Below are 22,184 nucleotides of genomic sequence, written 5' to 3'. Positions count from 1 at the left end.
GCCATGCTGGAGATCAGGAACGTTCGGGCCGGTTACGACCGCAGCCCCGTCCTGCACGACGTCACGGTCACCGTCCCGAAGGACGGGGTCGCCGCAGTCCTCGGGCACAACGGCGCCGGCAAAAGCACCCTGTTGCGCGTCGCGATGGGCCTGCTGAAGCCGAGGAGCGGCAGCGTCCTGCTGGACGGCGAGGACATCACCCGCCTCGCCCCGCACCAACGGGTCGCCCGCGGGATGGCGTACGTCCCGCAGGGCCAGCAGTCCTTCCCGCATCTGAGCACCGCCGAGAACCTGCAACTGGTCGCCGACGGCCGCGGCGGGGGCAGGATGGCGATCGCGGAGGTGCTGGACCTCTTTCCCGTCCTGCGGGAGGTGTCCAGCCGCCGCGCCGGCCTGCTCTCGGGCGGCCAGCGCCAGCAACTGGCCATCGCCCGTGCCCTGATCACCAGGCCGCGGCTGCTCCTGCTCGACGAGCCGACCGAGGGCATCCAGCCCTCCGTCGTCGCGGAGATCGAGGAGACCGTCCTCGCCCTGACCCGGGGCGGCGGACTCGCAGTCCTCCTCGTCGAGCAGCACGTCGGCTTCGCCATGCGCGCCGCCCAGCGCTACTGCGTCCTGGAGGCGGGCCGGGTGACCTCCTCCGGCGTGGGCGGCACGGACGCCGAACAGACCGTCCGGGAGGCGCTCAGCGTGTGACCGTCCGGCGGCTACCACCCGCCGTTCCGCAGCGACTCAACCCGCCCGCAACCACCTGCGGGTGATCTCCGGCACCGGACAGAACCTGCGCCACACTATCGACACCGCCGCTCCCCTGACTGCCCTCATCGACGGCACGTTCATCCGACCACCCCCCGCGCGCAGCTGATCGCCGACGGCTGGGACAGCGAGGCGAGTGCCGCGGATCTTGCGGACGAAGTCGGAGAGGGCGCCGTAGGGGGATCGATTCCTTCGCTGGCGTGGTCCAGGTACTCGGCGGCGATGAGCGCGGCGTAATGGCTGTTGCGGTGAGGGATGGGCTCAAGGCGGACGATGGTGTTTGCAAGGGCGGCGGCGACCAGGGCTGCGTAGTCGAACGCGATGAGGTCGTCGCTGCCGAGGGCGGTTTCCCGGACGTGCGTCACGAACCCGGCAGCTCGAAGGAGCCCGAAGGGCAAGACTGAGGGACGGCCCCAAGGGACGACCCGGGTCAGGGGACCCGGCCTTCTCGGACCGGTGCTGCGGGGAGCGGGCCACGACGGCCGTGCGGTGCGGGGCGTCCACGAACTTCCCGCTGGCGAGGGCTACCAGTCGGCCGCGCATCCCACCGGAATCGTCACCAGCCTGGTTGTCACCAGCGCACGCACAAGCGAATTCCACCGACGGGAGGAGTGAGCCAGGGCGGCCTGGAGACAGACGACCCGAATATCTGCAGCGCCACGAGACGGTCGGGCCCCGGCCCGGTCCTTGATGTGCAGGTCGAGCGCCTGCAGACCGACGGACACCTCGTCCGACCAACTCCTGGGGCCATGACACCCGACCACCGACGCGCACGCTGCCTGGCTGCCGCCTTTAATGTCTTTCGTGGGCATTCGACAGCTCAGGCCAGACCGCTCGGACCGACCGGAGGACAGCGTCACCTCCGCCGACGGCAGGGGCCGCGTCATACATGTGATGCGCCGGCTGCCCTTCACCATCGGTCTGCTCGTGGCCATGCTCGTGGTGGCCCTGGCTACGCAGTCCCTGTGGCGGCCGGTGGAGGACCGTTCCTGGTATCCCCAGATCGCCTACGGGCTGCCGTCGTTCGAGGCGAACCGTTGGTGGACGCTGCTCAGCGGTTTTGTGTTCGGTCCCCGGCCCAGCGCCGAGCTGGCCGTCGTGGTCGCCGTGGTCTTCCTGGTGGGCTTCGCCGAATGGCGGATGGGCACCCGGTGGGCGGCGGCGACGACGCTCATCGGCCATCTCGTCGCGGTGCTCGCCAGCGCCGGGCTGCTGTGGCTGGGCCGGGGCGTGAGCTGGTCGTGGGCGGAGCTGGTGGCTCGGGACCTGGACGTGGGGCCCTCGGCCGGCGCCCTGGCCGCCGCGGCCCTGGCCACCGCGACCCTGCCCTCCCCCTGGCGGCTGCGGGTGCGGCTGGCCCTTTCGGGTTATGTGCTGGTGGCGTTCCTCTTCGTGGGCGGGATCGCCGACCTGGAGCATCTGATCGGCGCCCTGCTGGGCCTGGCCGCCGCCCGGTGGCTGCCCCTGCCGCACAGGTCCCCGGCGTCGGGCCGAGTGAGCCGCCGCGAGTGGCGTCTGTTCGCCGCCTCGGGCATCGTTCTGCTCCTGGCCATCACCGTCGTGGTGTGGCTGATCCCCGCCCAGGGGCCCATGGGGTCCACGTACGGGCTGGGCGGTTCCGCGTTGCACGCCGCAGTCCACGCGCTGGTGGCCGTCGTGCTCGTGGACGGCCTGCGCAAGGGCCGACGCGCGGCCTGGTGGATCACCACCGTCCTGGCCACACTGTCGGTCCTGCTGGGCGCTCTGGTCACGGTGGCCTACGCGGTGGCCGACGAGGCCGACCGGCGCGACGTACTCGAGGGCCTGCCGGTGTTGGCGCCAGTTGGCGTGGTCTGGGCCGCCGAGCTTGTCGTTCTCCTGGCGGGCCGGTCCGCGTTCCGCGTCCCCATCCCGTTGCTCAGCGGGTTCCGCCGCTCACGCGACTCGACCGCGCGGGAGGAGCGCGAGCGGGCGGTGGGCCTTCTCGTCCGCTACGGCGGCACCAACCTGTCCTGGATGACCACCTGGCCCGACAACTCCTACTTCTTCGCCCCGTCCGGCCATGCCTACGTGGCCTACCGGAGGCACGCGGGCGTATGCATCGCTCTCGGTGACCCGGCCGGGGCGCCGCAGGACCGACGGGCGGCGGTGAGGGACTTCGTCGACTTCTGCGAGCACCACGGCACGGTTCCCTGCCTGTTCTCCACCACCCGCCCGGTCGCTGAGGCCGCCGAGGCGCTCGGCTGGCACAGCGTCCAGGTGGCAGAGGACACGGTGGTGGCCCTCCCAGGGCTGGAACTCACCGGCAAGCGGTGGCAGAAGGTGCGCAGCGCCCTGAACCGCGGCAAGAAACTGGACGTCGGCTTCGAACTGGTTCGCCTGGCCGATCAGCCGCGCGCAGTCGTCAACCAGGTACGGGCCATCTCCGAGGAGTGGGTGGGCGACAAAGGGCTGCCCGAGATGGGTTTCACGCTGGGCGGCGTGGAGGAGGCACTCGACCCCCACGTACGCGTCGGACTGGCGACGGAAGGCGCGACGGTACTCGGGGTCACCTCGTGGATCCCCGTGTATGCCGGCGACGGCCGGGTTCGCGGGTGGACGCTCGACGTCATGCGCAGACGTGCTGACGGGCCCTTCCCGCCCGTGGTTGAGTTCATGATCGCCTCCGCGTTTCTCGCCTTCCAGGAAGAGGGCGCGGAGTTCGTGTCCCTGTCCGGGGCACCGCTCGCCCACAGCGACAGCGCCTGGTCGGATACCGCCACCTCATTCGACCGGGCTCTGGACCAACTCGGCGTCTTCATGGAGCCGTACTACGGGTTCCGATCCCTGCACGCCTTCAAGCAGAAGTTCAACCCCCGGTATGAGCCGCTGTACCTGCTGTACCGCGACGAGGCGGACCTGCCGCGCATCGGCGTCGCCCTCACCCGCGCCTACATGCCCGAGGCCAACCTCCGCGACCTGATCCGGGCACTCCGGAAGCCCGAGTGAGCCCGTGTGCGCCCCGGTGCCGCGGCGCCAACTGCCTCCGACAGACTGGCCTGAGCACGTCAGGCGGCGACGGGGGTGTCCGTCGTACGCCGCGGGGTCGTGGCGGCCCGGGGCGGTCAAAGCGACGGCGACAAACGGGCATTTGCCGCGCGGGCGAATCGATCGCGGCCTGGAACGACCCGCCCATACGGAGGTTCTAGGCAGGCGCGCCGGAACACAGGTGTTTGCCGGCGCCGTAGCCACGCAGGTCGCTTCGACCCGTCGCGGAGCCCGCAGCCGTCGGCGAACTGCGCCTGCCGCACATGGCGTGGGCGTCCGACGACACCTGCCCGCTCCAGTACCCCCATGCGGGGTGCCGGAGCGGGCAGGTCCGGGGCGCGTGTCGAGCACCGCGCTGCGGGGCCTTCGGCTGTGCCGGGCCGCGCCCAGGGTTAGAGGCTGCTGCTCAGTCGGTCGGTGAGCAGACGGGTGAAGCGGGCCGGGTCGGGCAGGTCGCCGCCTTCGGCGAGCAGCGCGCTGCCGTAGATCAGTTCGGCGGTCTCCGCCAGTGCGGGGTTGTCGGCGTCTGCGGCGTGTGCCGTACGCAGGGCGGTGATCAGGGGGTGGGCAGGGTTGAGTTCCAGGATCCTTTTGACGGGCGGCAGTTGCTGACCCATCGCCCGGTACATCTTCTCCAGAGTCGGCGTCACGTCGTGGGCGTCGCCGACGATGCAGGCCGCCGAGGTCGTCAGGCGTGACGACAGGCGGACCTGCTTGACCTGCTCGGACAGGGTGGTGGTCAGCCACTGAAGCAGCCCGGCGAACTCCTGCTCGCGCTCGGCCTTGTCGGCGTCACTTCCCTGGTCGCCGTCGGCTGACTCGTCGAGGTCGACCTGGCCCTTGGCGATGGACTGCAGAGGATGACCGTCGAAGGCGGGCACCTGGTCCACCCATACCTCGTCGACGGGATCCGTGAGGATCAGGACCTCGTAGCCCTTGGCGGCGAAGGCCTCCATGTGCGGGGAGTTCTCCACCATCGCGCGCGTCTCGCCGGTCAGGTAGTAGATGGTGTCCTGACCGTCCTTCATGCGCTCGACGTACTCGCGCAACGTCGTGGTCTTCTCCGGGTCGTGAGTGGACGCGGCCGACACCAACCCCAGCAGGGCTTCGGTGTTGTCCGTGTCCTCGACCAGGCCTTCCTTGAGCACCCGGCCGAACTGCTCCCACACCTTCGTGTAGCGCTCGACGTCCTTGGACTGCATGTCCTTGATGGCGCCGAGGACCTTCTTGACCAGGCGTCGGCGTACACCGCGGATCTGCCGGTCGTGCTGGAGGATCTCGCGGGAGACGTTCAGCGACAGGTCGTGGGCGTCCACGACACCCTTGACGAAGCGCAGGTAGTTCGGCATGAGCGCTTCGCAGTCGTCCATGATGAACACCCGCTTGACATACAGCTGCACGCCGCGCTTGGTCTCACGGGAGAACAGGTCGAAGGGTGCCTGGGAAGGAATGAACAGCAGCGCCTCGTACTCGAAGGTGCCTTCGGCGCGCATGTGGATCGTCTCGGCCGGGGGCAGCCAGTCGTGGCTGATCTGCTGGTAGAACTCGTTGTACTCGTCCTCGGTCACCTCGGTGCGCGACCGGGCCCACAGGGCTTTCATCGAGTTGAGCGTGTCGGGCTCCGCGGTGTTGTTCTCGCCCTCGGCGTCGGTTCGCGCGGTGGCCATCCGGATCGGCCAGCGGATGAAGTCCGAGTACTTCTTGACGATCTGACGGATCTTCGACTCGGACAGGTAGTCGGCGAGCCCGTCCTCGCTGTCGGCGGCCTTGAGGTGCAGGGTGACCGACGTACCCACCGGGAGGCCGTCGACGGTTTGCAGGTCGTACGTCCCCTCGCCATCGGATTCCCACAAAGTACCGGAGTCGGTGCCGACCCGCCGGGTGCGCAGGGCGACCCTGTCGGCGACCATGAACGCCGAGTAGAAGCCGACGCCGAACTGCCCGATGAGGCCCTCTGCGGTGGCGGCGTCCTTGGACTCCTTGATCTTCTCCAGCAGGCCGGCGGTGCCGGACTTGGCGATCGTGCCGATCAGCTCCACGAGTTCGTCGCGGGTCATGCCGATCCCGTTGTCACGGACGGTCAATGTGCGGGCGTCCGTGTCGACCTCCAACGAGATGTGCAGGTCGGTGGTGTCGACGGCGGCGAGGCTGGAGTCGGTCAGCGACTCCAGCCTCAACTTGTCCAGCGCATCCGAGGCGTTCGAGATCAGCTCGCGAAGGAAGATGTCCTTGTTCGAGTAGATCGAGTGAATCACCAGCCGCAGCAACTGGCGGGTCTCAGCCTGGAATTCCAGCGTCTCGACACTGCTGGCCATGCGGGTCTCTTTCTGTGCGAACGTCATGAATGGAACTTGGGCTTGGGCCGAGGCGGATCGTTGCCGCCATCGGCGTGGTGCGGGGCGAGTGGGACCGCACCCGCATCGTGTGACTGTTCTTAGGAGCGGTGGGGCGCATGCCAGTTGGGGGGGTCATGAGTTCGGCGGCGTGGGCGGCGCCGAGGGCGGTCTGCAGGGCCACCTGAATTGAGCCGGTTTCGGGCGCGAGGTGAGTGAGCACGGTGATCTGTCCGGCGAAGCGGCGCAGGTCGGCGGGATTGGCCCGGGTCCCGCCGACGCCGGGGCGCCCACGCAGGGATCGGCGTTCTGCGGGTTGTCGGCCGGTGAGGTCGGGCGGCCGCGCCGTGGGCCGTTTCGATCAGGGCGGTCTCCCACCCTGGGACTTGCTCGCGCACCTGCCGGAGCAGCATCAGACGATCCGGCACCTGCTCGCCACCGGGAGCAGCGGTGTCGAGGGCCTCCTGGTGGGCATCAGGCAGTGTGGCGTCTACGGCGGCGAGAGCAGCGGCAGCGGCAGCGGCAGCGGCAAGAAACGACGCCGGATCGCGGGCGTCGGTGCCGGGTGTGGACGGCTGGTCCACTTCGACCACAGGTTCCCTCCCTCGGTGGTCAGGTCGACGACAGCGTCGGTCATCCATCCGGTGACAAGTTACCCGCGCCAGTGCAGCGCGATCGAGCACGGAGCACCCGGCGTCGCCGCAACGGCCGTTACAGCAGCTCGCTGCAGGCACGACTACGCCCCGCCACCGTCAGTACAGGGGCATGGATGACGACTTCGGCCACCAGGTTTCCCAGCGGCGGTCGCAGGATGACGTGCTCCGGTTCGACAGCGCCCTGCGGCCCCCTCTATCGCTTGAGGCAGCGGGATCTGTACACCGCCGACGTCGAGGTCTGGGGCACGGACGCGACCTGCCGTCGGTGTCGACCCGGTGGACGCCGCCCTGAGCACGGACCACCGCTCGCGGGCGAACCGGCGTTGCGACCGGACCAGCGCTCCGGCAATGGGCAGTGCGACAAGGTGACCGCACACCTGTTGGTTCATCGGTCTTGTGACGAGATGCGGTAGGGGACATTCGGGTGGACGGCCCCGTGTACCGGAACTGCCCTCACTGCCGGTCCGTCCTCCTCTCCAACAACACACCGACTGAGGAGGCCCTCGTGACCGGAATGCAGGCTTTCACCACGGGCACCGCCGCGCTGCAGGACCTTGACCCCTACCGCTTCCCCGCCGCGCGCATGGAAGACCAGCCGCAGCAGTCGCCGACCGCCCTCGGCCTGATGGAGGGCGGCGACTACGTGCTGCCCGCCCCCGACCCGGCGAGCCGCCTGTCCATGCCTCTCGAACCGTCCGACCGTCGCCGTCTGGAACTCCACGCCGCTCTCACCACCGCGGGCATCGCGCCGCTCCCGGGCGATCTGGACGCGATCGAGGCCTTGTGCCGACTGGACGACACCACGCACGCCGCGCTCCGGCGCTGGATCAATCACGTTCTGTGAGCTTGCAGGAGCGTCCTGGTAGAACTCCTGTCGCGAACGGGAGTCATGGCTGGGCTCGAGGCAGCGCTCGATGAACGCTACGTCCGGCAATCACAAGGTGCTTCAGTATTTGGACTGAGGTGCGGCACGGACGCAGGCGTCAGCAGCCCACCGTCCGCTGTCAGCGCCGTGAACCTCATCTCCGCACTCCTCCACTGGACCACCGCCCGACGGCCCGGCACAACAGGCCGGCTGTCCCGTCTCCTGGCGAGGCCGTCATTCCCGGGACGACGCGGCATCAGCGACGCGAAGCCGTATCCCGGGACGCAGGACTACCGCGACCTGATCGTGCGGGCCACCTCCAATTCCGCGGACCGGCGTCGCGACCTGGGAGAACTTCAACGCCCACCGCAACGCCCCACCGCAACGCGGCATCGCATCTGATCACTCCTACGACGGTCCACCACTGCCAATATCGTCTTCGCCGACCGAGACCACTGGGTCGAGGAGGCCCCTTCCGACATGCGCCGCATACCGACCGTTGACCACGCCGTCGCGACGTCAGCTGTCCGTCGTGACAGTCCGCTGTGTCGAGAACGCTCCCCAGGAGCCGTCCGGCAGCCGCGGTCTGATCCTCACGGCATACGTCTTGCCTTCTTCCGTGCCCAGGTAGACGGTGTGCCTCGCTCGTTCTCCGGGCGCCTCGTCACCCCCGGCCAGGGTCGTCACGAACACCTCGTCGAGGTAGACCTGGTACTCGGCCACGAGTCCGTCCGTCCGGGGCGGCGTCCACGACAGGTCCAGGTAGTACGCCGTGTCCTTCGTGTCCTTGCGCACCGAGGCCCGGAAGTCCTCGGGCCCCGCACCTCCGCCGCCCTCGCCCCGGGCGGTGGTCAGTCGTAGAGGCGCGCTGGCCGGGGAAAGGTTGTCCGCCGCGTCCCTGGCACGCACCGTGAAGACGTAGTCCGTGCCCGGGCGGAGACCGGTGAGGACGGCCCTCGTCTCCGCACCGTCGACCGTGTGAATCTTCACGTCGCCCTGATAGATGTCGTACGAGACGACTCGCTGGTCGTCCGTCGAGGCAGTCCAGTTCAGGTCTGCGGCTCGCGATCCGTCGGCCTTCCCGCGCAGCGGGCCGGGGCGGGTCGGTGGTGCGCCGTCCTTGGCGGGCGCGGGGAGGGTGGTGACGGGGACTTCGCGGCTCGGGGCGGAGTAGTTGTCGGCGGTGTCTCGGGTGCGGACGGTGAACACGTAGTCGGCGGATGGTTTCAGGCCGGCGATGTCGACCATGGTGTGGTCCGCGTCGACCTCCTTGACCTTCTTCCCGGCCTGCAGGACCTCGTACGCCTCCACGGCCTCGCCGTCCGTTGCGGTCTTCACCGGCTTCCACATGACGTGGACGGTGGTCGCGCTGCTGGACTGCGCTGTGACCCCGGTCGGGGCCGCAGGTGGCCGCGCGTCTTCGCTGCTGCATGCCGTGAGCGCCAGCAGGGCGACGGTGCAGGCAAGGGGAACGGCAGGCCGGAGCCGGGGCTTGCGGGACACGTGCATGGCTGTCCTCCCGCGCCGGAGTGCGGACCAGATCATGGCAACCTTCCGGACCAGGCGATCTGCTGAGTTGACGGAAGTAGAGGCGAAAGAGGGCGGGTGGGCCCGCCGTTGACGGCGTGGCGGGCCCAGGCAGCAACCGTTCAGCGGCCGACGGCGCAGGCGTCTCCGTTGAGCGTGAACCGCGGCGGCGGCGAGGAGTCGCCGGTGTGGCCGGCGAGGTAGCCGAGGGTGATGTGCGCGCCGGGAGCGATCGTGGCGTTGTGCGAGGCGTTGGTGGCCGTGATCGTGTTGCTTCCCTGCGTCAGGTCGGTGTTCCAGTCGGAGGTGACGGTCTGCCCAAGAGCCAACGGGAATTTCAACGTCCAGCCGTTCACTGGGGTGGTGCCCGTGTTGGTGACCGTCAGGTCGACTGTGGTGCCGGCCCCCCAGGTCCGCACGGTGCGATCCACGCGGCAGGTGGGTTCCTCCCGCGCGAAGGACACGCGGTGCAGGCCGCCGGGCAGGTCGTTGACGACGTAGAACTCTCCGTCGACGGTCACGCCGATCGACGTCACCTGGGTGGGCATCTGCCCGATCTCCGCCTGGTCGTAGCCGCCTTCACCGTCCGGCCGCAGCGCCCAGACCGTGCTGGAGCAGTAGTCGGTGGCGATGTATGTGCCGCCGACGAGGCCGGCGTACTTCTGGCCCCGGTAGACGTGACCGCCGATGATCGAGCAGCCGCCGGTGTACGGGGAGTAGGTGAACACTGGTTCGGTGTGCTGTTCGCCGGGTACGCAGTGGCCTCCCTGGAACCTCTCCAGTCCTTCGTAGCAGGACCAGCCGAGGTTCAGCCCTCCCTGTCCGGACGGGAGGTGGTTGACCTCTTCCCATCGGCCCTGACCGACGTCACCGATCCACATCGAGCCGTCGGCGCCGTCGAAGGAGAACCTCCACGGGTTGCGCAGGCCGTAAAGCCAGATTTCGTCACGGGCGCCGGGGGTGGCCACGAAGGGGTTGTCATCGGGAATGCAGTAGGCGAGCTGGCCGCAACTGCGGCTGACGTCGATGCGCATGATCTTGCCCAGCAGGGTGTCCAGGCGCTGCCCGGCGCGCAACGGGTCGGCGGAGCCGCCTCCGTCGCCGATGCTCCAGTACAGGTTGCCGTCGGGGCCGAACGCGAGCTGGCCGCCATTGTGATTGCTGTACTCGGCGTGGGGCTGGGAGAGCAAGGGCTCCAGGCGGGAGTCGTCGAGCCGGTAACGGGCGAGCGTGACCGCGCCGTCGGGCAGTGCCGTGTACACGAGGTACAGGTGGTGGCTGTCGGCGAAGTCGGGCGGGACGGCTATGCCCAGCAGGCCGCGCTCGTTGCCCGATTCATCCACGGCGGACGTGATGTCGATGAGCGGGTCCCGGGCCAGGCCGGTGCCCGGGTGGTAGACGCGTACGGTGCCCGACTTCTCGGTGATGAACAAGCGGTCCGTACCGTCGTCGGGGGCGACAAGGGCGGTGGGCCGTCTCAGGCCGGAGGCGACCTGGGTGGTGGTCGCCCGCAGCGATGGCAGGGGGACGGCCGAGGGGGCCGCGGCCGTGCGGGTGCGCACGGTCTCCGCCGACGCGGGCGGTGCCGAGGCGGCGGCGGACAGCGGGGTGAGGGTGGTCAACAGGAGGGCGAGCAGGAGCGGCCCGGTCCAGCGGTGTCTTGGCATATCGGCTCCAGGTATCAAAACGCTCGTTCAACAGCGGTGTTCGCATACGGATGGACGCGTCCCGGTGGCGCATCCCGTCGGCGGCGCGCATCCCGTGAACGCCACCCCTCGGGGCCGGCCAGGCCGCCCTGACGCCCAGGCGGCGCGTGGGGTGTGTCAGCGCACGGTGGGAGGTCAGGGCACGGTGTCCCGCCGGACATGAGCTCGTCCGGCGGGACGGCCTATGGACGCAGGGTCAGCGGAAGTTCACATCGCTGCACAGGAAGTACGTCTGGTCCATGTGCGAGGCCTGCCAGATCGTGTAGACGATGTGGCGACCGCTGTAGCCGGACGTGCTGACCGGGATCGAGTAGTTCTGGCTGGGCGCGTACCTGCCGGTGCGGGTCACCAGTTGGAGGTCGCTCCAGCGCAGCGGCTGGGTGGTGGGGTCGTAACCCTGCCGGGTGACGTAGACCAGGAAGTAGTCCGCGCCGTGGCTGGCCTGGTCGTACAGCTTTACGGTGAAGTTGCTGCTGACGTCCGTGGTCTTCCAGGAGCCCACGGTGTCCAGGGAGTTGTAGCGCCCGCCCTCGGTGCGGCCGCCGCTGCACAGCTGGCCGTCGGGCACTGCTGCCTGGAAGTTCCCGCCGGATCCATTGCGGTACAGACCGTTCCAGTTCCACATGGCGTTGGGGTCGGCCCGCCACGCCTGCCAGCACATGGGGTCCTGCTGGGCCATGGCCGGATCCAGGTGGTTGCTGCCCCACCGTAGCCAGCAGCCGTAGTTGCGGGAGGCGGGGTCGACGGTCGAGCCGTGGGCAACGGCGGTGCCGCTCCAGGGGAGCAGCCCGAGGAGCAGCGCAGCGAAGAGGCTCAGAACGAGCGTCGAACGGCGCCGCACCTTGCTGATGTGATCATGACAACTCACGGTCTCCTTCTTTCCCGTGGGGGGATACCGGTTCACGGTGTGCGGATGGAGCGAGTGGGAGCGCTCCCAAAACCAGAGTGAGCGTCATGAAACGCAGCGGCAACGCTCAATTGCGCCACTTCCGCTCCGATGCGGCCACCTCGGAGCGGCGGTCACTGCGGTGCATGCCACCGCACAGGACGCACAACACAGGCCTGCGGCGGCAGTTGCTGATCAAGCGGCTGCTGGAGTCCGCCACGGAGGGGGAGATCACCGACCACCTCGGCTACGACAAGCACGATCCGGCCGGCAAGAACGGCGGCAACTCCCGCAACGGTAGACGCTCCAAGACCGTCCTGACCGATGTCGGACCGGCGGAGGTGAAAGGGAACCAGTCTCCGGCCCTGGCTTTCCGACCACTTCTCGCAACATTGCCAACGGCATGAGATGTCAGCACAGGACACCGTGCCGGACCTCACCGGGCGTCATGCCGGCCGGGCAGGCGGAAGCCGGTGAAGAGATCGTCCAAGCCGCGTCGGGCCAGGCGGTTCGGGGTGGCGCGGACCGCGAGGTCCCGGGCGGCCGCTGCAAGCGGGTTGCGTACGGCGCCCAGGCGACCGACCCGGCGGGCGCGGACACGTACCGCGTCGGTGCGGACCCGGCGAGCGGCCGTGTACGCGGCCAGGGCGGACGGGATACGGTCCGGGTCGGCGTCGGGGGTGTTGGCCGCAGGCAGCAGGTGGGCCAGGACCACCGCGTCCTCGATGGCCTGGCAGCCGCCCTGGCCCAGGTTGGGCGCCATGGCGTGGGCGGCGTCGCCCAGCCAGGCGATCCGGCCATGGTGCAGGGCAGGCAGGGGGGCCGCCAGGTCGAAAAGGTCGTTGCGCAGGACATCGGCCGCGTCCAGGCGGCCGACGCGTTCCAGGAGGGCCGGGATCGGGTCATGCCAGGAGCCGAAACGGCGGCGCAGTTCGGCGCGCGGGTCCGCCTCGCGGGTGCCGGCCGGGACGACCGCGGTGGCGTAGAGGTAGAGCCGCCCATCAGACAGCGGAGTGATGCCGAACCGCTCCCCCCGCCCCCAGGTCTCACTCATGGACGTCACGCGCAGCTCCGGGGCATCCACCAGACACCGCCAGGCGGTTTCACCGAGGTAGCGCAGGCCCGGATGGCCGGGGAAGAACGCACGGCGCAGCGGGCTGTGAATACCGTCCGCGGCGACCACCAGATCGGCGGGCAGGTCAGGGCCCGCTGCCGTACGGACGACCGGGCGGCCTTCTGCGTCGTCCACGCCGGTAACGGCCGTGCCGTAACGCAGAGCCGTCGGCGGTAGGATGGCAGCGAGAGCGGCGGTGAAAGCCGGGCGCGCAATGGCGATCGGCGGCACACCGTACCGGACCGCCATCTCCGAGGTCGCCTCCCGCACCAGCCACGTGCCCTCGGAGCGACGCAAACCCATCTGGGCGGGAACGGCCTTGCCGACGGTATAGGCGGCATCCACGCCGATCGCATCCAGCGCACGCAAAGCGTTGGGGGCCAGGCCGATACCGGCGCCCGTGGTGGGCGGTTCCGGGGCACGCTCACATACCGTGACTCGCCACCCCCGGCGATGGAGCGCAACAGCGGCAGTCAGACCACCAATCCCCGCTCCGACCACCACCGCATGACGCTCGGACACAAGACACCCCCCTCAAGCCGCGGCCAGGCACCCGCCGCCGCGGCACGAAACCCACACGCTACAGCCGGGGTCGGATGCTCCAGCGACCGGGCAGAACGGAACAGGCGCGGGACGCGGCACGGCTGGTTCGCCGACGAAATCGTCGCGGCAGCAGCCGCGTTCACGCCGGTCGACGTGGGGCCCAGCACCAATGTTGCGGTCTGCCGGGGCCGGACGAGCAGTTGCTCGGCCGCATGTGGGGCGAGCACCGGCCGGGACGCGGGCAGGGGCCGCGTGGGTAGGGGGCCATTGCGGCCGGGACGCACCGCGAAAGGAGTTCATGATCCTGCCACGCGACCATCGTGACAGCCAGCGAGGGGGTCCGTGGTCCTCTGGAGTCGATGCACTTGGACGAGACCGGAACCGACGGCACGTTTGGCGTTGCTGGCAAAGACCTGGTGGTAGGCCCACTCGGCTTGCAGGGTGCGGTTGCAGCGTTCGCCTTTGGCACGCTTCCTGATGGCGGCAGACTCGGGCCCGGGCCACACGGCGTTCCTGTCCCCCCAGCCGGTGTCGTTTCCGTCCAAGACGGCGCCGACGGACCCCAACTAACCTGATCTCAGGAGCTCGGCCTGTCATGAGGAGACTGCAGATGCGTAAGTTGGTCTACACCGGATTCATGTCGCTCGACGGCGTTCTGGACTCGCCCGGCGGACCCGAGGAAGGGCACCGCAGCGGTGGCTGGGTGGTGAAGGACCTGGAATTCGTCCCCGAGGCCTGGTCGCTGAAGGGCGAGGAACTGTCCGACACGACCGCGCTAATGTTCGGCCGCCGCAGTTACGAGGCCTTCGCCTCCGTCTGGCCCGCCTCGGAAGACCACGCCGCCTACCGGGAGCTGCCCAAGTATGTGGTGTCCAGCACGCTGCCCGACGATGCCCTCGTCGACGGGTGGGGGCCGACGACAATCCTGCGGACGACGGAAGACGTCGCCGGGCTCAAGGAGAGCGAGGGCGGTTCGATCTACATCCACGGCAGCGCCGAGCTTGCGCGGCGGCTGTCCGAGGCTGGCCTGATCGACCAGTACAACCTGCTCGTCTTCCCCGTCCTGCTCGGTGCCGGCAAGAGTCTGTTCCACCGGTTGGACCAGGACAAGCAGATGCTGTCGCTGCGGGAGTCGGAGAGCTACTCCAACGGGATCCTGAAGCTGATCTACGACGTCCGGCGCTGAGCCAGGTCGAGCGCGATCGCGCCGCCAGAACCGTCGCGCAGCTGCCCGGCGGTGCGCCCCACATAGGTGCGCAGTGCCCGGGCCAGGTGCGGCTCGTCGAAGTAGTCGAGTTTGGCGACCACGTCGGCGGCCGTGATACCGGCGGCCAGCAGCTCCGCCGCCGTGCGGGCCCGCTCGATCTGCCGGATGCCGCCGCGCGTGAGGCCGGTCGCGGCCCGGAAACGGCGTTCCACCGTTCGCCCCGACACAGCCGGGACACTGCCGCCGCGCAGGATCTCGGCGACCAGCGGGTCACGCACCACGATCTCGGCCCGCACCAGCCGCTCCACCAGCCCTTCGGCGTCATCGGCGCCCGGTATCTCCCAGCGCGCGCCATCCAGGCGGAAGGCTCGGCGTGTGGTGTCAGGAAGCTCGACACCACTGTCGACCAGCTGCGGTGTGGGCAGGGCCCGCAGCGAGGTGCCCACAGCGAAGTCGATTCCGGTGAACACAGCTCCCTCGGGGACCGGTGCTGTGCTCGTCCGGGTCTCGGGGCCGGTGACAGTCGCATGGCACTGGCCGTCCTGCTCCCAGAACACCAGGCCCCATCGCACCCCCGCGACCGACGTCATCGCCGTCACCTGCTCACTGGTGCAGGTCCACACACGGTCGACCCACGGCGAGTCCGACTCGCGCGTCACAAAGCGCAGCTCCACCAGCGAAGAATACGCCGCGCCGAGCTGCCCGCGCCGGGTCGGCAACGGGTCGCGCGCGGGCCCGGCGGGCACCGGCGTGCCCGCCGGGCGGCGTCAGCGTCTGCGGCCACTCCGCGACCAACCGCTGCCGATACCTGCGAGATGCAGAGCAAGCGTGGTCAGCCCGAGCAGCATCACATTCGTCGAGCTGAAGGCGTCGTTGGTGGAGATGTCAGCAGCGTTGATCAGGAACGCGATGAAGAACAGCACTGCGGAGATGATGGCCAACATGGTGTGGATCCCTTCGGGTTGGGGCTCGTCGCCCGTGTCCCTTGCGGATGCCCCGCAAACGCCCGAACACACAATGCCCGAACACGCAATCCGGCCTCCCACCATGAGCCTGCACCACCCCACACCACACACCCCTCCCCCGCCCGCACACCGGCCACGGCGATCACCGGAGCACCGCGTGCGGAGTATCCGAGTAACAGCCCGTAAGTGGTCACCTGAGTCGCCGTCAGCGGTCTGACACGGAGCCTTACGACCTGCGGTGGCGGGAGTCAGGGAGCGCAGTTGGTCGGGCAGGCCGCCGACACTTAGATCACGGTCTACAACGTCGGAGCGAGTCCCTGGTCAAACCGGTGCTGGACACCTTGTAGCGGGGCAGCGGCATCACCGTCGAGGTGCCCTACGGCGTTTACCGCCCCCTGGCTGCGAAGTTGCCGTAGGGGGAAGCCGAACGCCCGCGGACGTCTTCCTCGCCCCAGGAGGTCGGCGCGTTGGAGCGGTGGCCGGGGATCTGTTGGCCGGTCGGCCGGACGAGGTGATGGACATGGTGCCATCCGCCTACCCGGCCGAGGGGCGGGGACTGGGTCCTTCGCGCACCATGGTCCACAACGTCGACCAGGTCCCCGAGAAGAACCTGCCGCAGTCGGTGTTCAACCTGGCCGAACCGGAGTGGAAGGGCAAGGCGGGCATCGCTCCGACCACCACCAGTTCGTGCCAGGCGTACATTCACCCCTATGCGCCTCGAGCACGGCGACGAGCGAATCCAGAACTTCCTGGACGGCGCCGCCCGGAGCTCAGAGATGGCGAGAGGACGTACGCCGCCCTGTGCCGTCCCTGCCGGTCGGCAAAGCCGGTGGCACCTCCGCACCGAGGTGACGCGGACCTCACCCCGGCCCTCGCCTCCGCAGGGACGATGAGGTCGCGATCCGCTGTGCCAACGCTTTCTCTCCCTCCCCCACACCGCACTCGATGAAAGACACCGCAGCCCAGGCCGGGGGGTGCGCGGCCCGCCACAGCGGCCTGCGTACGATCACCGGGTTCCGCCGCCGCTGTGAGGAGTTCTGTCCGTTGACCGCCATTCCGCCGCCGCGCACCACGCCCGGCGCTGCCCTGCCCCTTCAGTTGCTCACCCGCGTCGAGGACGGCGAGCACCTGGGCGCCCTGCTGTGGCGGGCGGGCACCGGCTGGCGCATGATCAGCAGCGCCGTCCTGGGCGGCGGCATCGGCCAGCGCGCCTGGGTGATGAACGCGCAGGTCTCCCACGGATACCGCCGCACCGACCCCGAACGTCACCTCGCCGGCCTTGCACGCGACGCCGACGCGCGCGGAGAGGGGGTCGGCCTGATGACCGCCGCGGCCGTCCAGGCGTACGGGAGCGCGCACGACGGAGGCGTGGAGGCGGTCACCACCGCTGGGCTGGGCGTGCGCGGGTGGGCCGCCTCCCCGGCCCCCGGCATGGCCGAGGGGACGACTCCGGGCACCATCAACATCATCGCCGCCCTCCCGGTGGCGCTGACCGACTCAGCGTTGGTCAACGCGGTCGCCACGGCCACCGAAGCCAAGGTTCAGGCACTGCTGGAGAGCGGTTACGACTGCTCAGGCACGCCCACCGACGCCGTCTGTATCGCCACGCGCGTTGCTCGCCCAGGCGAGGAGCCCCATGCCTTCGCCGGCCCCCGCTCCGTGTGGGGCGCCCGGCTGGCGCGGGCCGTCCATGAGTCGGTACGCATAGCTGCGGCGCGCTGACAGATCGGCCACGACCTACGGCGACTGCGCCGCAATCGCCTCTGCCGCACCGGCGGCCGGCGGCTGGCGCCTGGCGTTGAGCCTCGCGCACGCCGTGCAGAAGAAGAGGTCGGCCGAGGTGCCCGACGTAAGGCTGTCTGCCCCGCCGGGGATAGACCGGCACGAGGAGGGGTCCGCGCCGCGTCTGGGCAGGGCCGTCCCGGTCAAGCCAGGGCGGCGCGGCGCTTTCGGGGGCCTGCGGGCAGCAGGGCTCCACGGCAGACGCCGCCGGCCACCCCAAGGCCCGAGCAGGCCCACACTCCGGGCATCTGCCGGTCCCGACCACCCACCGGAGCCCACGCGAGCCCCCGCCAGGAACGGGCCGACGAGTGACGCGCACGCATCCGGCCACCCGCCTCCACTCCCAGGTCTCGTCGAGACCGGCGCCTCTTGCTTCCCCCGCCTCGCCCCCGATACGCTCACCGACCATACCGACCGGCTGGTATGCCATGTGGCCATCTCAGTGCACCACGGACGACCTGCCGGACGTGACGCGCCACCTGTCCCACGCAACCGTCTGAGGAGCCGCCGACGATGAGCAGCATCAACCACCAGGTGCGCCTGGCTGCACGACCTGTCGGAGAGCCGCAGCCGACCGACTGGGAGCACACGGAGGAGCCGGTCGAGCAGCCGGGCGACGGGCAGTTCCTGGTGCAGGTGCTCTGTCTGTCGATCGATCCCGCGATGCGCGGCTGGATGAACGCGGGCAGGTCCTACATCCGCCCGGTGGAGATCGGTGAGGTCATGCGCGCCGGGGCCGTGGGCCGGGTGATCGCCTCGCGGCATCCCGGTTTCGCGGTCGGGGACCACGTGACGGGGTCGTTCGGTGTGCAGGAGTACTGCCTGTCGGACGGGAACGGCGTGACCAAGGTCGATCCGGCGGCGGCCCCCCTGCCCACGTATCTCGGCACTCTCGGCATGTCGGGCCTGACGGCCTACTTCGGCCTGATCGACATCGGGCGCCCCGAGCCGGGGCAGACGGTCGTCGTCTCCGGTGCGGCGGGGGCGGTCGGCAGCGTCGTCGGTCAGATCGCCAAGATCCTGGGCTGCAGGGTCGTAGGCATCGCCGGCGGCGAGGCCAAGTGCCGAATGCTCATCGACGAGTTCGGGTTCGACGCCGCCATCGACTACCAGAACGAGGACATCCGCAAGGCGCTGCGCGAACACGCTCCCGACGGCGTCGACGTGTACTTCGACAACGTCGGCGGCGACGTCCTGGACGCTGTGCTGCTGCGGCTGGCGCGGGGTGCCCGCGTCATCGTCTGCGGAGCGATCTCCCAGTACAACAGCACCCAGCCGCAGGGCCCCGCCAACTACCTTTCGCTGCTGGTCAATCGGGCCACCATGACCGGCATGGTCGTCTTCGACTACGCCGACCGCTACGGCGAGGGCATCGCGCAAATGGCCGCGTGGCGGGCGGAGGGGCGGCTGAAGTCCCGCGAGGACGTGGCTTCCGGTGGAGTGGCGGCCTTCCCCGACACCCTGATGCGGCTGTTCCGTGGTGAGAACCACGGCAAGCTCGTGCTGAAGATCGCGGACTGAGCGGGCGGGAGGGCAGGGAGCAAGCCGATGAAGGCACTGACCTACCACGGCCGTCATGACATCCGCTACGGCGATGTCCCCGCCCCGGCCGTGGCCAGCCCCACTGACGCGGTCGTCCAGGTGACCACAGCCGGCATCTGCGGCAGCGACCTGCACATCTTCCACGGCAACCCGTTCAGTTCGGAGTTGGGCTACACGCCGGGGCACGAGTGTGTCGGTGTGGTCGTCGACACCGGCGACCAGGTGAGCCGGTTCAAGCCGGGCGACCGGGTCCTGGTGCCCGCCTCGGCCGGCTGCACCCGGTGCCGGTCGTGCGCGGCCGGGTTCACCGCGCGGTGCGAGCGCGCCAAGTCCAGCACGGAGCTCTGCTACGGAGTCAGCCCGCAGCTCCCCGGCAGCCAGGCCCAGGCCCTCGCGGTGCCGTACGCCGACATCAACCTGGTGCACCTGCCAGCGGGCATCTCCGACGAGGCCGCCGTCGTCCTGACGGACAACGCCCCGACGGCCTGGTACGGCTGCCGCCGCGCCCGCATCCAGCCCGGCGAGACCGTTCTGGTCATCGGCCTCGGCCCGGTCGGTCTGATGGCGGCCCAGTCCGCCTTCGCGATGGGCGCCGCACGCGTGCTCGGTGCGGACCTGGTCGCGGAGCGCCGCGCCTTCGCCGCCGGCCTCGGGGTCGAGCCGGTCGAGGGTGAGGACGCGAAGGCCGCCGTGCGGGACATGACCGGCGGGCGCGGTCCGGACGCGGTGGTGGAGGCCGTGGGCTCGGACGCCACCATCGAGCTGGCCCTCAAGACCGTGCGGCAGGCAGGCCGGGTCAGCGTCATCGGCGTCAGCCAGAACAAGGCGTTTCCCTTCCACATGGGCCTGGCGCAGATCAAGGAGCTGGAGTTCGCCATCGGGCTGTGCTCGATCCACTACGAACTCCCCACCCTGATCGCCCTCGCCCAGGCCGGCCGGATCAAGCCGGAGGTCGTGGTGTCCCACCGCTTCCCCCTCTCCCAGGGCCCGGCGGCCTACAACCTGTTCGCCGAACGCTCCGACGGGGTTCGCAAGATCCTCCTCGACCCCACCTGCTGATCCGCTCGCGCCGGCGACCAGCCCGTGACGAGACCGCCCTGCGGGGGTCGGGGCCTCGCCCCGGGCCGGCCGCAGGCAGCCAAGTCGGCCGTGCCCGGGCGCGGCACGGTCTCCATTCGGATGGCGAGATCTGCGTCCATGATTCGCACTGAATGTGGCATTTACCTGGGGCTCGGCAGGGCGGTTACCGGGCTGGCTGCCATCGAGGAATTGGTTCGCTGTCCGAGGCGATCGCTTCTAGCCTCCGTCGCGTGATGACTGCTGAAGACGTGTTGTCTGTCCTGGCTCTGCTGCGACGGGCAGGGGTGGATGTCTGGGTCGGCGGAGGGTGGGGGATCGATGCTCTGGTACGCGAGCTGGTACGCGAGCAGACCCGAGACCATCGCGACCTGGACCTGATGCATCGACAAGATCAGGAAGCTGCCGCGGTGGCAGCCCTCTGCACGGCGGGTTTCGTGGAGAGCCTGAACTGGAGGCCCATTCGATTCGTCGTCACGGCCCCGGATGGCCGAGAGATCGACCTTCATCCCCTCATTTTTGGAGACGACGGCTCGGCGGCGCAGGCGTCACCCGAACCAGAGCGACCTTTCATCTATCCCTCCTCGTGCTTCGTAACAGGAACGATCAAGGGGACGAGGGTTCCGTGTCTGTCCGCCGAGCAGCAGGTCTACTTCCATCAGGGATACGAGCCAACGGACCGTGATCGGCATGACATGGCTCAACGCCGCCGAGCCTTTGGGACTGCCACCCATTTCTGAGGACTGATGCCAAGCCGCCGGGTCCTCGATGGCGTCCCCAGCAGCGGGCCTTCCCAGCCTGTCTGCCGGCCCGTCCCCGACCCCGACGAGCAAAAACGACGCGAAGCCCTCGGCGCCTCAGGGATGCGCAGGTGGACAAGGCGGACCCGGGCTGCACATATCCCGCCGTCTCCCCAGAGCTGAGCGTACTGAGGCGTGGGGCAATACACAGCCGCGTTGCGACTGCCGTCCACACGAGGCGGCAACACGCATTCGACCGGCGTACACCCCTGTCAACTGCGAGAACGGCCGATTCCTCACATGCTCCAACCCTGACCCTAGTTCCGGAATGGGACGTTCCAGGCTTTCGGTGTGAAGAGCGGGGTAACCGCGCGATCACGGCGTCGCCGGCACCACTGAAGTGGCGCGCCCGACAGATGAGCCCACAGGACGGACGAGGGAGCACAGCATGCGTGTAAACAGGCGGGTCGCAGCAATGACAGTGGCCGGCATTTGCGCCTTAGGCGCGGCCGGCTGCGGCTCCGACGACAGCGCCGAGAACGCGTTCGAGGGAGAGAGCGCGGATGCGATCGCGGCGAAGGCCGTCGAGGCGACCAGGGACGCCGATTCCATGCGCATGAAAGGCCAGGTCGAAGAGTCAGGCCAGAGCATGACCATCGACATGGCGGTGGACAACCAGAGCAACTGCCAGGGCACCATCACCCAGGCCGGCGCGAAGGCCGAGGTCCGGCGCACGGGCCAGACCCTCTATCTCAAGGGCGACGAGAAGTACTGGCAGACCAGCCTCAAGGGCCAACCGGGATCGGACACTGCCGTGGACAAGGCGGCCGGCAAGTGGGTCAAGATTCCGGGCCAGGACGACGAGATGGCCGGCATGTGCGACAAGCAGAAGCTGGTCGCCGCCCTGGACGAGGACAAGTCCGAACGACAGGGCATGAAGAAGGACGGCACCGCCGAGGTCGACGGGACGCAGGCCGTCAAGCTCACCAAGAAGTCCGGCGACGAGACACACACCCTGTTCGTCGCCGCCGAAGGCGAGCCGTACATCCTCAAGTCCGTCGTCGAAGGCGGCCAAACCCCGCAGACCACAACCTTCAGCAACTACGGCGACAAGGTCGCACCCGAGCAGCCCGCGGACGGCGACAGCGTCACCATCGAAGAGATCGCGGGCACCTCCTCGTAGGACGCAAGATTCGCACCAGGCCTGTATGAAGCACCGAACAGCGCAAGCCGCCCCACGCCACCGCCCGACCTCGCGCCGGGGCCTGACCCGCCCCGCAGCCACCGGGCGGGGCGCCGGGCGGACGGACTGAGTGCCCGTCAGCACACGGACACGGGAGTCCCTCCTTGCGGTGATCAGCTGTGCGGTGCCGCCTGTCGGCATCCGCGGTACAGCACAGTGGACTGATGCCGCCTCGCCCGCTGACCCTTTTGCCTTGGCCTGTTGAGCGTCACGGGCTGCGTCACCGTGCCTCCCGG

General features: G+C 69.4%; 17 protein-coding genes and 3 pseudogenes. 11 read left to right on the top strand and 9 right to left on the bottom strand.

From position 1 onward, the window contains the following. Positions 1 to 3: 3 nt before the first annotated feature. Together urtE and AC068Z_RS37130 are read left to right on the top strand one after the other, a co-directional pair. Positions 4 to 696, top strand: a complete 693-nt coding sequence (gene urtE / locus AC068Z_RS37135) for an urea ABC transporter ATP-binding subunit UrtE (protein ID WP_478566289.1) — start codon at positions 4 to 6, stop codon at positions 694 to 696. Positions 697 to 736: 40 nt separating this feature from the next. Continuing rightward, a pseudogene (locus AC068Z_RS37130) lies at positions 737 to 856 on the top strand (DUF4394 domain-containing protein); the annotation flags it as partial. Here the strand turns inward: AC068Z_RS37130 and AC068Z_RS37125 are convergent. Then, on the bottom strand, positions 837 to 1,121 hold the full coding sequence (locus AC068Z_RS37125) for a hypothetical protein (RefSeq protein WP_478566286.1): 285 nt from the start codon (positions 1,119 to 1,121) through the stop codon (positions 837 to 839). The pseudogene AC068Z_RS37130 and the gene AC068Z_RS37125 sit on opposite strands and share 20 nt — an antisense overlap. A 439-nt stretch (positions 1,122 to 1,560) precedes the next feature. Here AC068Z_RS37125 and AC068Z_RS37120 point away from each other — a divergent pair, with 439 nt between their 5' ends. Next, positions 1,561 to 3,723: a bifunctional lysylphosphatidylglycerol flippase/synthetase MprF gene (locus AC068Z_RS37120; RefSeq protein WP_478566283.1), complete on the top strand. Its 2,163-nt coding sequence runs from the start codon at positions 1,561 to 1,563 to the stop codon at positions 3,721 to 3,723. 431 nt (positions 3,724 to 4,154) lie between these two features. Here the strand turns inward: AC068Z_RS37120 and htpG are convergent, their stop codons facing one another. Both htpG and AC068Z_RS37110 read right to left on the bottom strand, forming a co-directional pair. Then, on the bottom strand, positions 4,155 to 6,077 hold the full coding sequence (gene htpG, locus AC068Z_RS37115) for a molecular chaperone HtpG (protein WP_478566280.1): 1,923 nt from the start codon (positions 6,075 to 6,077) through the stop codon (positions 4,155 to 4,157). A gap of 130 nt (positions 6,078 to 6,207) precedes the next feature. Continuing rightward, a pseudogene (locus AC068Z_RS37110) lies at positions 6,208 to 6,736 on the bottom strand (hypothetical protein); the annotation flags it as partial. A gap of 529 nt (positions 6,737 to 7,265) precedes the next feature. On the opposite strand from AC068Z_RS37110, the gene AC068Z_RS37105 reads away from it, so the two are divergent. After that, positions 7,266 to 7,595 (top strand): hypothetical protein, encoded by a 330-nt coding sequence (locus AC068Z_RS37105; protein ID WP_478566342.1) that lies wholly within the window; start codon positions 7,266 to 7,268, stop codon positions 7,593 to 7,595. 540 nt (positions 7,596 to 8,135) lie between these two features. Here the strand turns inward: AC068Z_RS37105 and AC068Z_RS37100 are convergent. From AC068Z_RS37100 to AC068Z_RS37090, 3 genes are all read right to left on the bottom strand, one after another. After that, entirely contained in the window at positions 8,136 to 9,125 is a 990-nt protein-coding gene (locus tag AC068Z_RS37100; protein WP_478566277.1) for a fibronectin type III domain-containing protein, read from the bottom strand. Positions 9,126 to 9,265: 140 nt separating this feature from the next. Then, positions 9,266 to 10,810: a PQQ-dependent sugar dehydrogenase gene (locus AC068Z_RS37095; protein WP_478566274.1), complete on the bottom strand. Its 1,545-nt coding sequence runs from the start codon at positions 10,808 to 10,810 to the stop codon at positions 9,266 to 9,268. A gap of 235 nt (positions 10,811 to 11,045) precedes the next feature. Continuing rightward, on the bottom strand, positions 11,046 to 11,717 hold the full coding sequence (locus AC068Z_RS37090; RefSeq protein ID WP_478566271.1) for a lytic polysaccharide monooxygenase auxiliary activity family 9 protein: 672 nt from the start codon (positions 11,715 to 11,717) through the stop codon (positions 11,046 to 11,048). A 203-nt stretch (positions 11,718 to 11,920) separates the two neighbouring features. Between AC068Z_RS37090 and AC068Z_RS37085 the strand changes: the two are divergent. Beyond that, positions 11,921 to 12,115 (top strand): annotated as a pseudogene (locus AC068Z_RS37085) (transposase); the annotation flags it as partial. A 56-nt stretch (positions 12,116 to 12,171) separates the two neighbouring features. Here the strand turns inward: AC068Z_RS37085 and AC068Z_RS37080 are convergent. Continuing rightward, positions 12,172 to 13,350: an FAD-dependent oxidoreductase gene (locus AC068Z_RS37080; RefSeq protein ID WP_478566339.1), complete on the bottom strand. Its 1,179-nt coding sequence runs from the start codon at positions 13,348 to 13,350 to the stop codon at positions 12,172 to 12,174. A gap of 652 nt (positions 13,351 to 14,002) precedes the next feature. On the opposite strand from AC068Z_RS37080, the gene AC068Z_RS37075 reads away from it, so the two are divergent. Beyond that, positions 14,003 to 14,578, top strand: a complete 576-nt coding sequence (locus AC068Z_RS37075) for a dihydrofolate reductase family protein (protein WP_478566268.1) — start codon at positions 14,003 to 14,005, stop codon at positions 14,576 to 14,578. Here AC068Z_RS37075 and AC068Z_RS37070 read toward each other — a convergent pair. Together AC068Z_RS37070 and AC068Z_RS37065 are read right to left on the bottom strand one after the other, a co-directional pair. Beyond that, positions 14,560 to 15,273 (bottom strand): AraC family transcriptional regulator, encoded by a 714-nt coding sequence (locus AC068Z_RS37070; protein WP_478566265.1) that lies wholly within the window; start codon positions 15,271 to 15,273, stop codon positions 14,560 to 14,562. The two genes, AC068Z_RS37075 and AC068Z_RS37070, sit on opposite strands and share 19 nt — an antisense overlap. Before the next feature lie 93 nt (positions 15,274 to 15,366). Further along, on the bottom strand, positions 15,367 to 15,543 hold the full coding sequence (locus tag AC068Z_RS37065) for a hypothetical protein (protein ID WP_478566262.1): 177 nt from the start codon (positions 15,541 to 15,543) through the stop codon (positions 15,367 to 15,369). Between the two features lie 1,065 nt (positions 15,544 to 16,608). Here AC068Z_RS37065 and AC068Z_RS37060 point away from each other — a divergent pair. The 5 genes from AC068Z_RS37060 (at position 16,609) to AC068Z_RS37040 (ending at position 21,888) form a co-directional block, all read left to right on the top strand. Further along, positions 16,609 to 17,286 carry an adenosylcobinamide amidohydrolase gene (locus tag AC068Z_RS37060; protein ID WP_478566336.1) on the top strand — a complete coding sequence of 226 codons (678 nt, stop codon included), beginning with the start codon at positions 16,609 to 16,611 and terminating at the stop codon, positions 17,284 to 17,286. 573 nt (positions 17,287 to 17,859) lie between these two features. Further along, a complete protein-coding gene (locus AC068Z_RS37055) occupies positions 17,860 to 18,867 on the top strand; it encodes an NADP-dependent oxidoreductase (protein WP_478566259.1) in 1,008 nt (335 codons plus the stop codon). Between the two features lie 27 nt (positions 18,868 to 18,894). Further along, complete coding sequence (locus AC068Z_RS37050; RefSeq protein WP_478566257.1) at positions 18,895 to 19,947, top strand: alcohol dehydrogenase catalytic domain-containing protein; 1,053 nt, start codon at positions 18,895 to 18,897, stop codon at positions 19,945 to 19,947. A gap of 254 nt (positions 19,948 to 20,201) precedes the next feature. Continuing rightward, positions 20,202 to 20,705 (top strand): nucleotidyltransferase domain-containing protein, encoded by a 504-nt coding sequence (locus AC068Z_RS37045; protein WP_478566334.1) that lies wholly within the window; start codon positions 20,202 to 20,204, stop codon positions 20,703 to 20,705. A 448-nt stretch (positions 20,706 to 21,153) separates the two neighbouring features. Next, positions 21,154 to 21,888: a hypothetical protein gene (locus AC068Z_RS37040; RefSeq protein WP_478566254.1), complete on the top strand. Its 735-nt coding sequence runs from the start codon at positions 21,154 to 21,156 to the stop codon at positions 21,886 to 21,888. The last annotated feature ends 296 nt before the right edge of the window (positions 21,889 to 22,184 follow it).

Source organism: Streptomyces sp. NPDC043726 (assembly GCF_056436565.1).
This window is presented reverse-complemented; position numbering and strand designations above follow the sequence as displayed.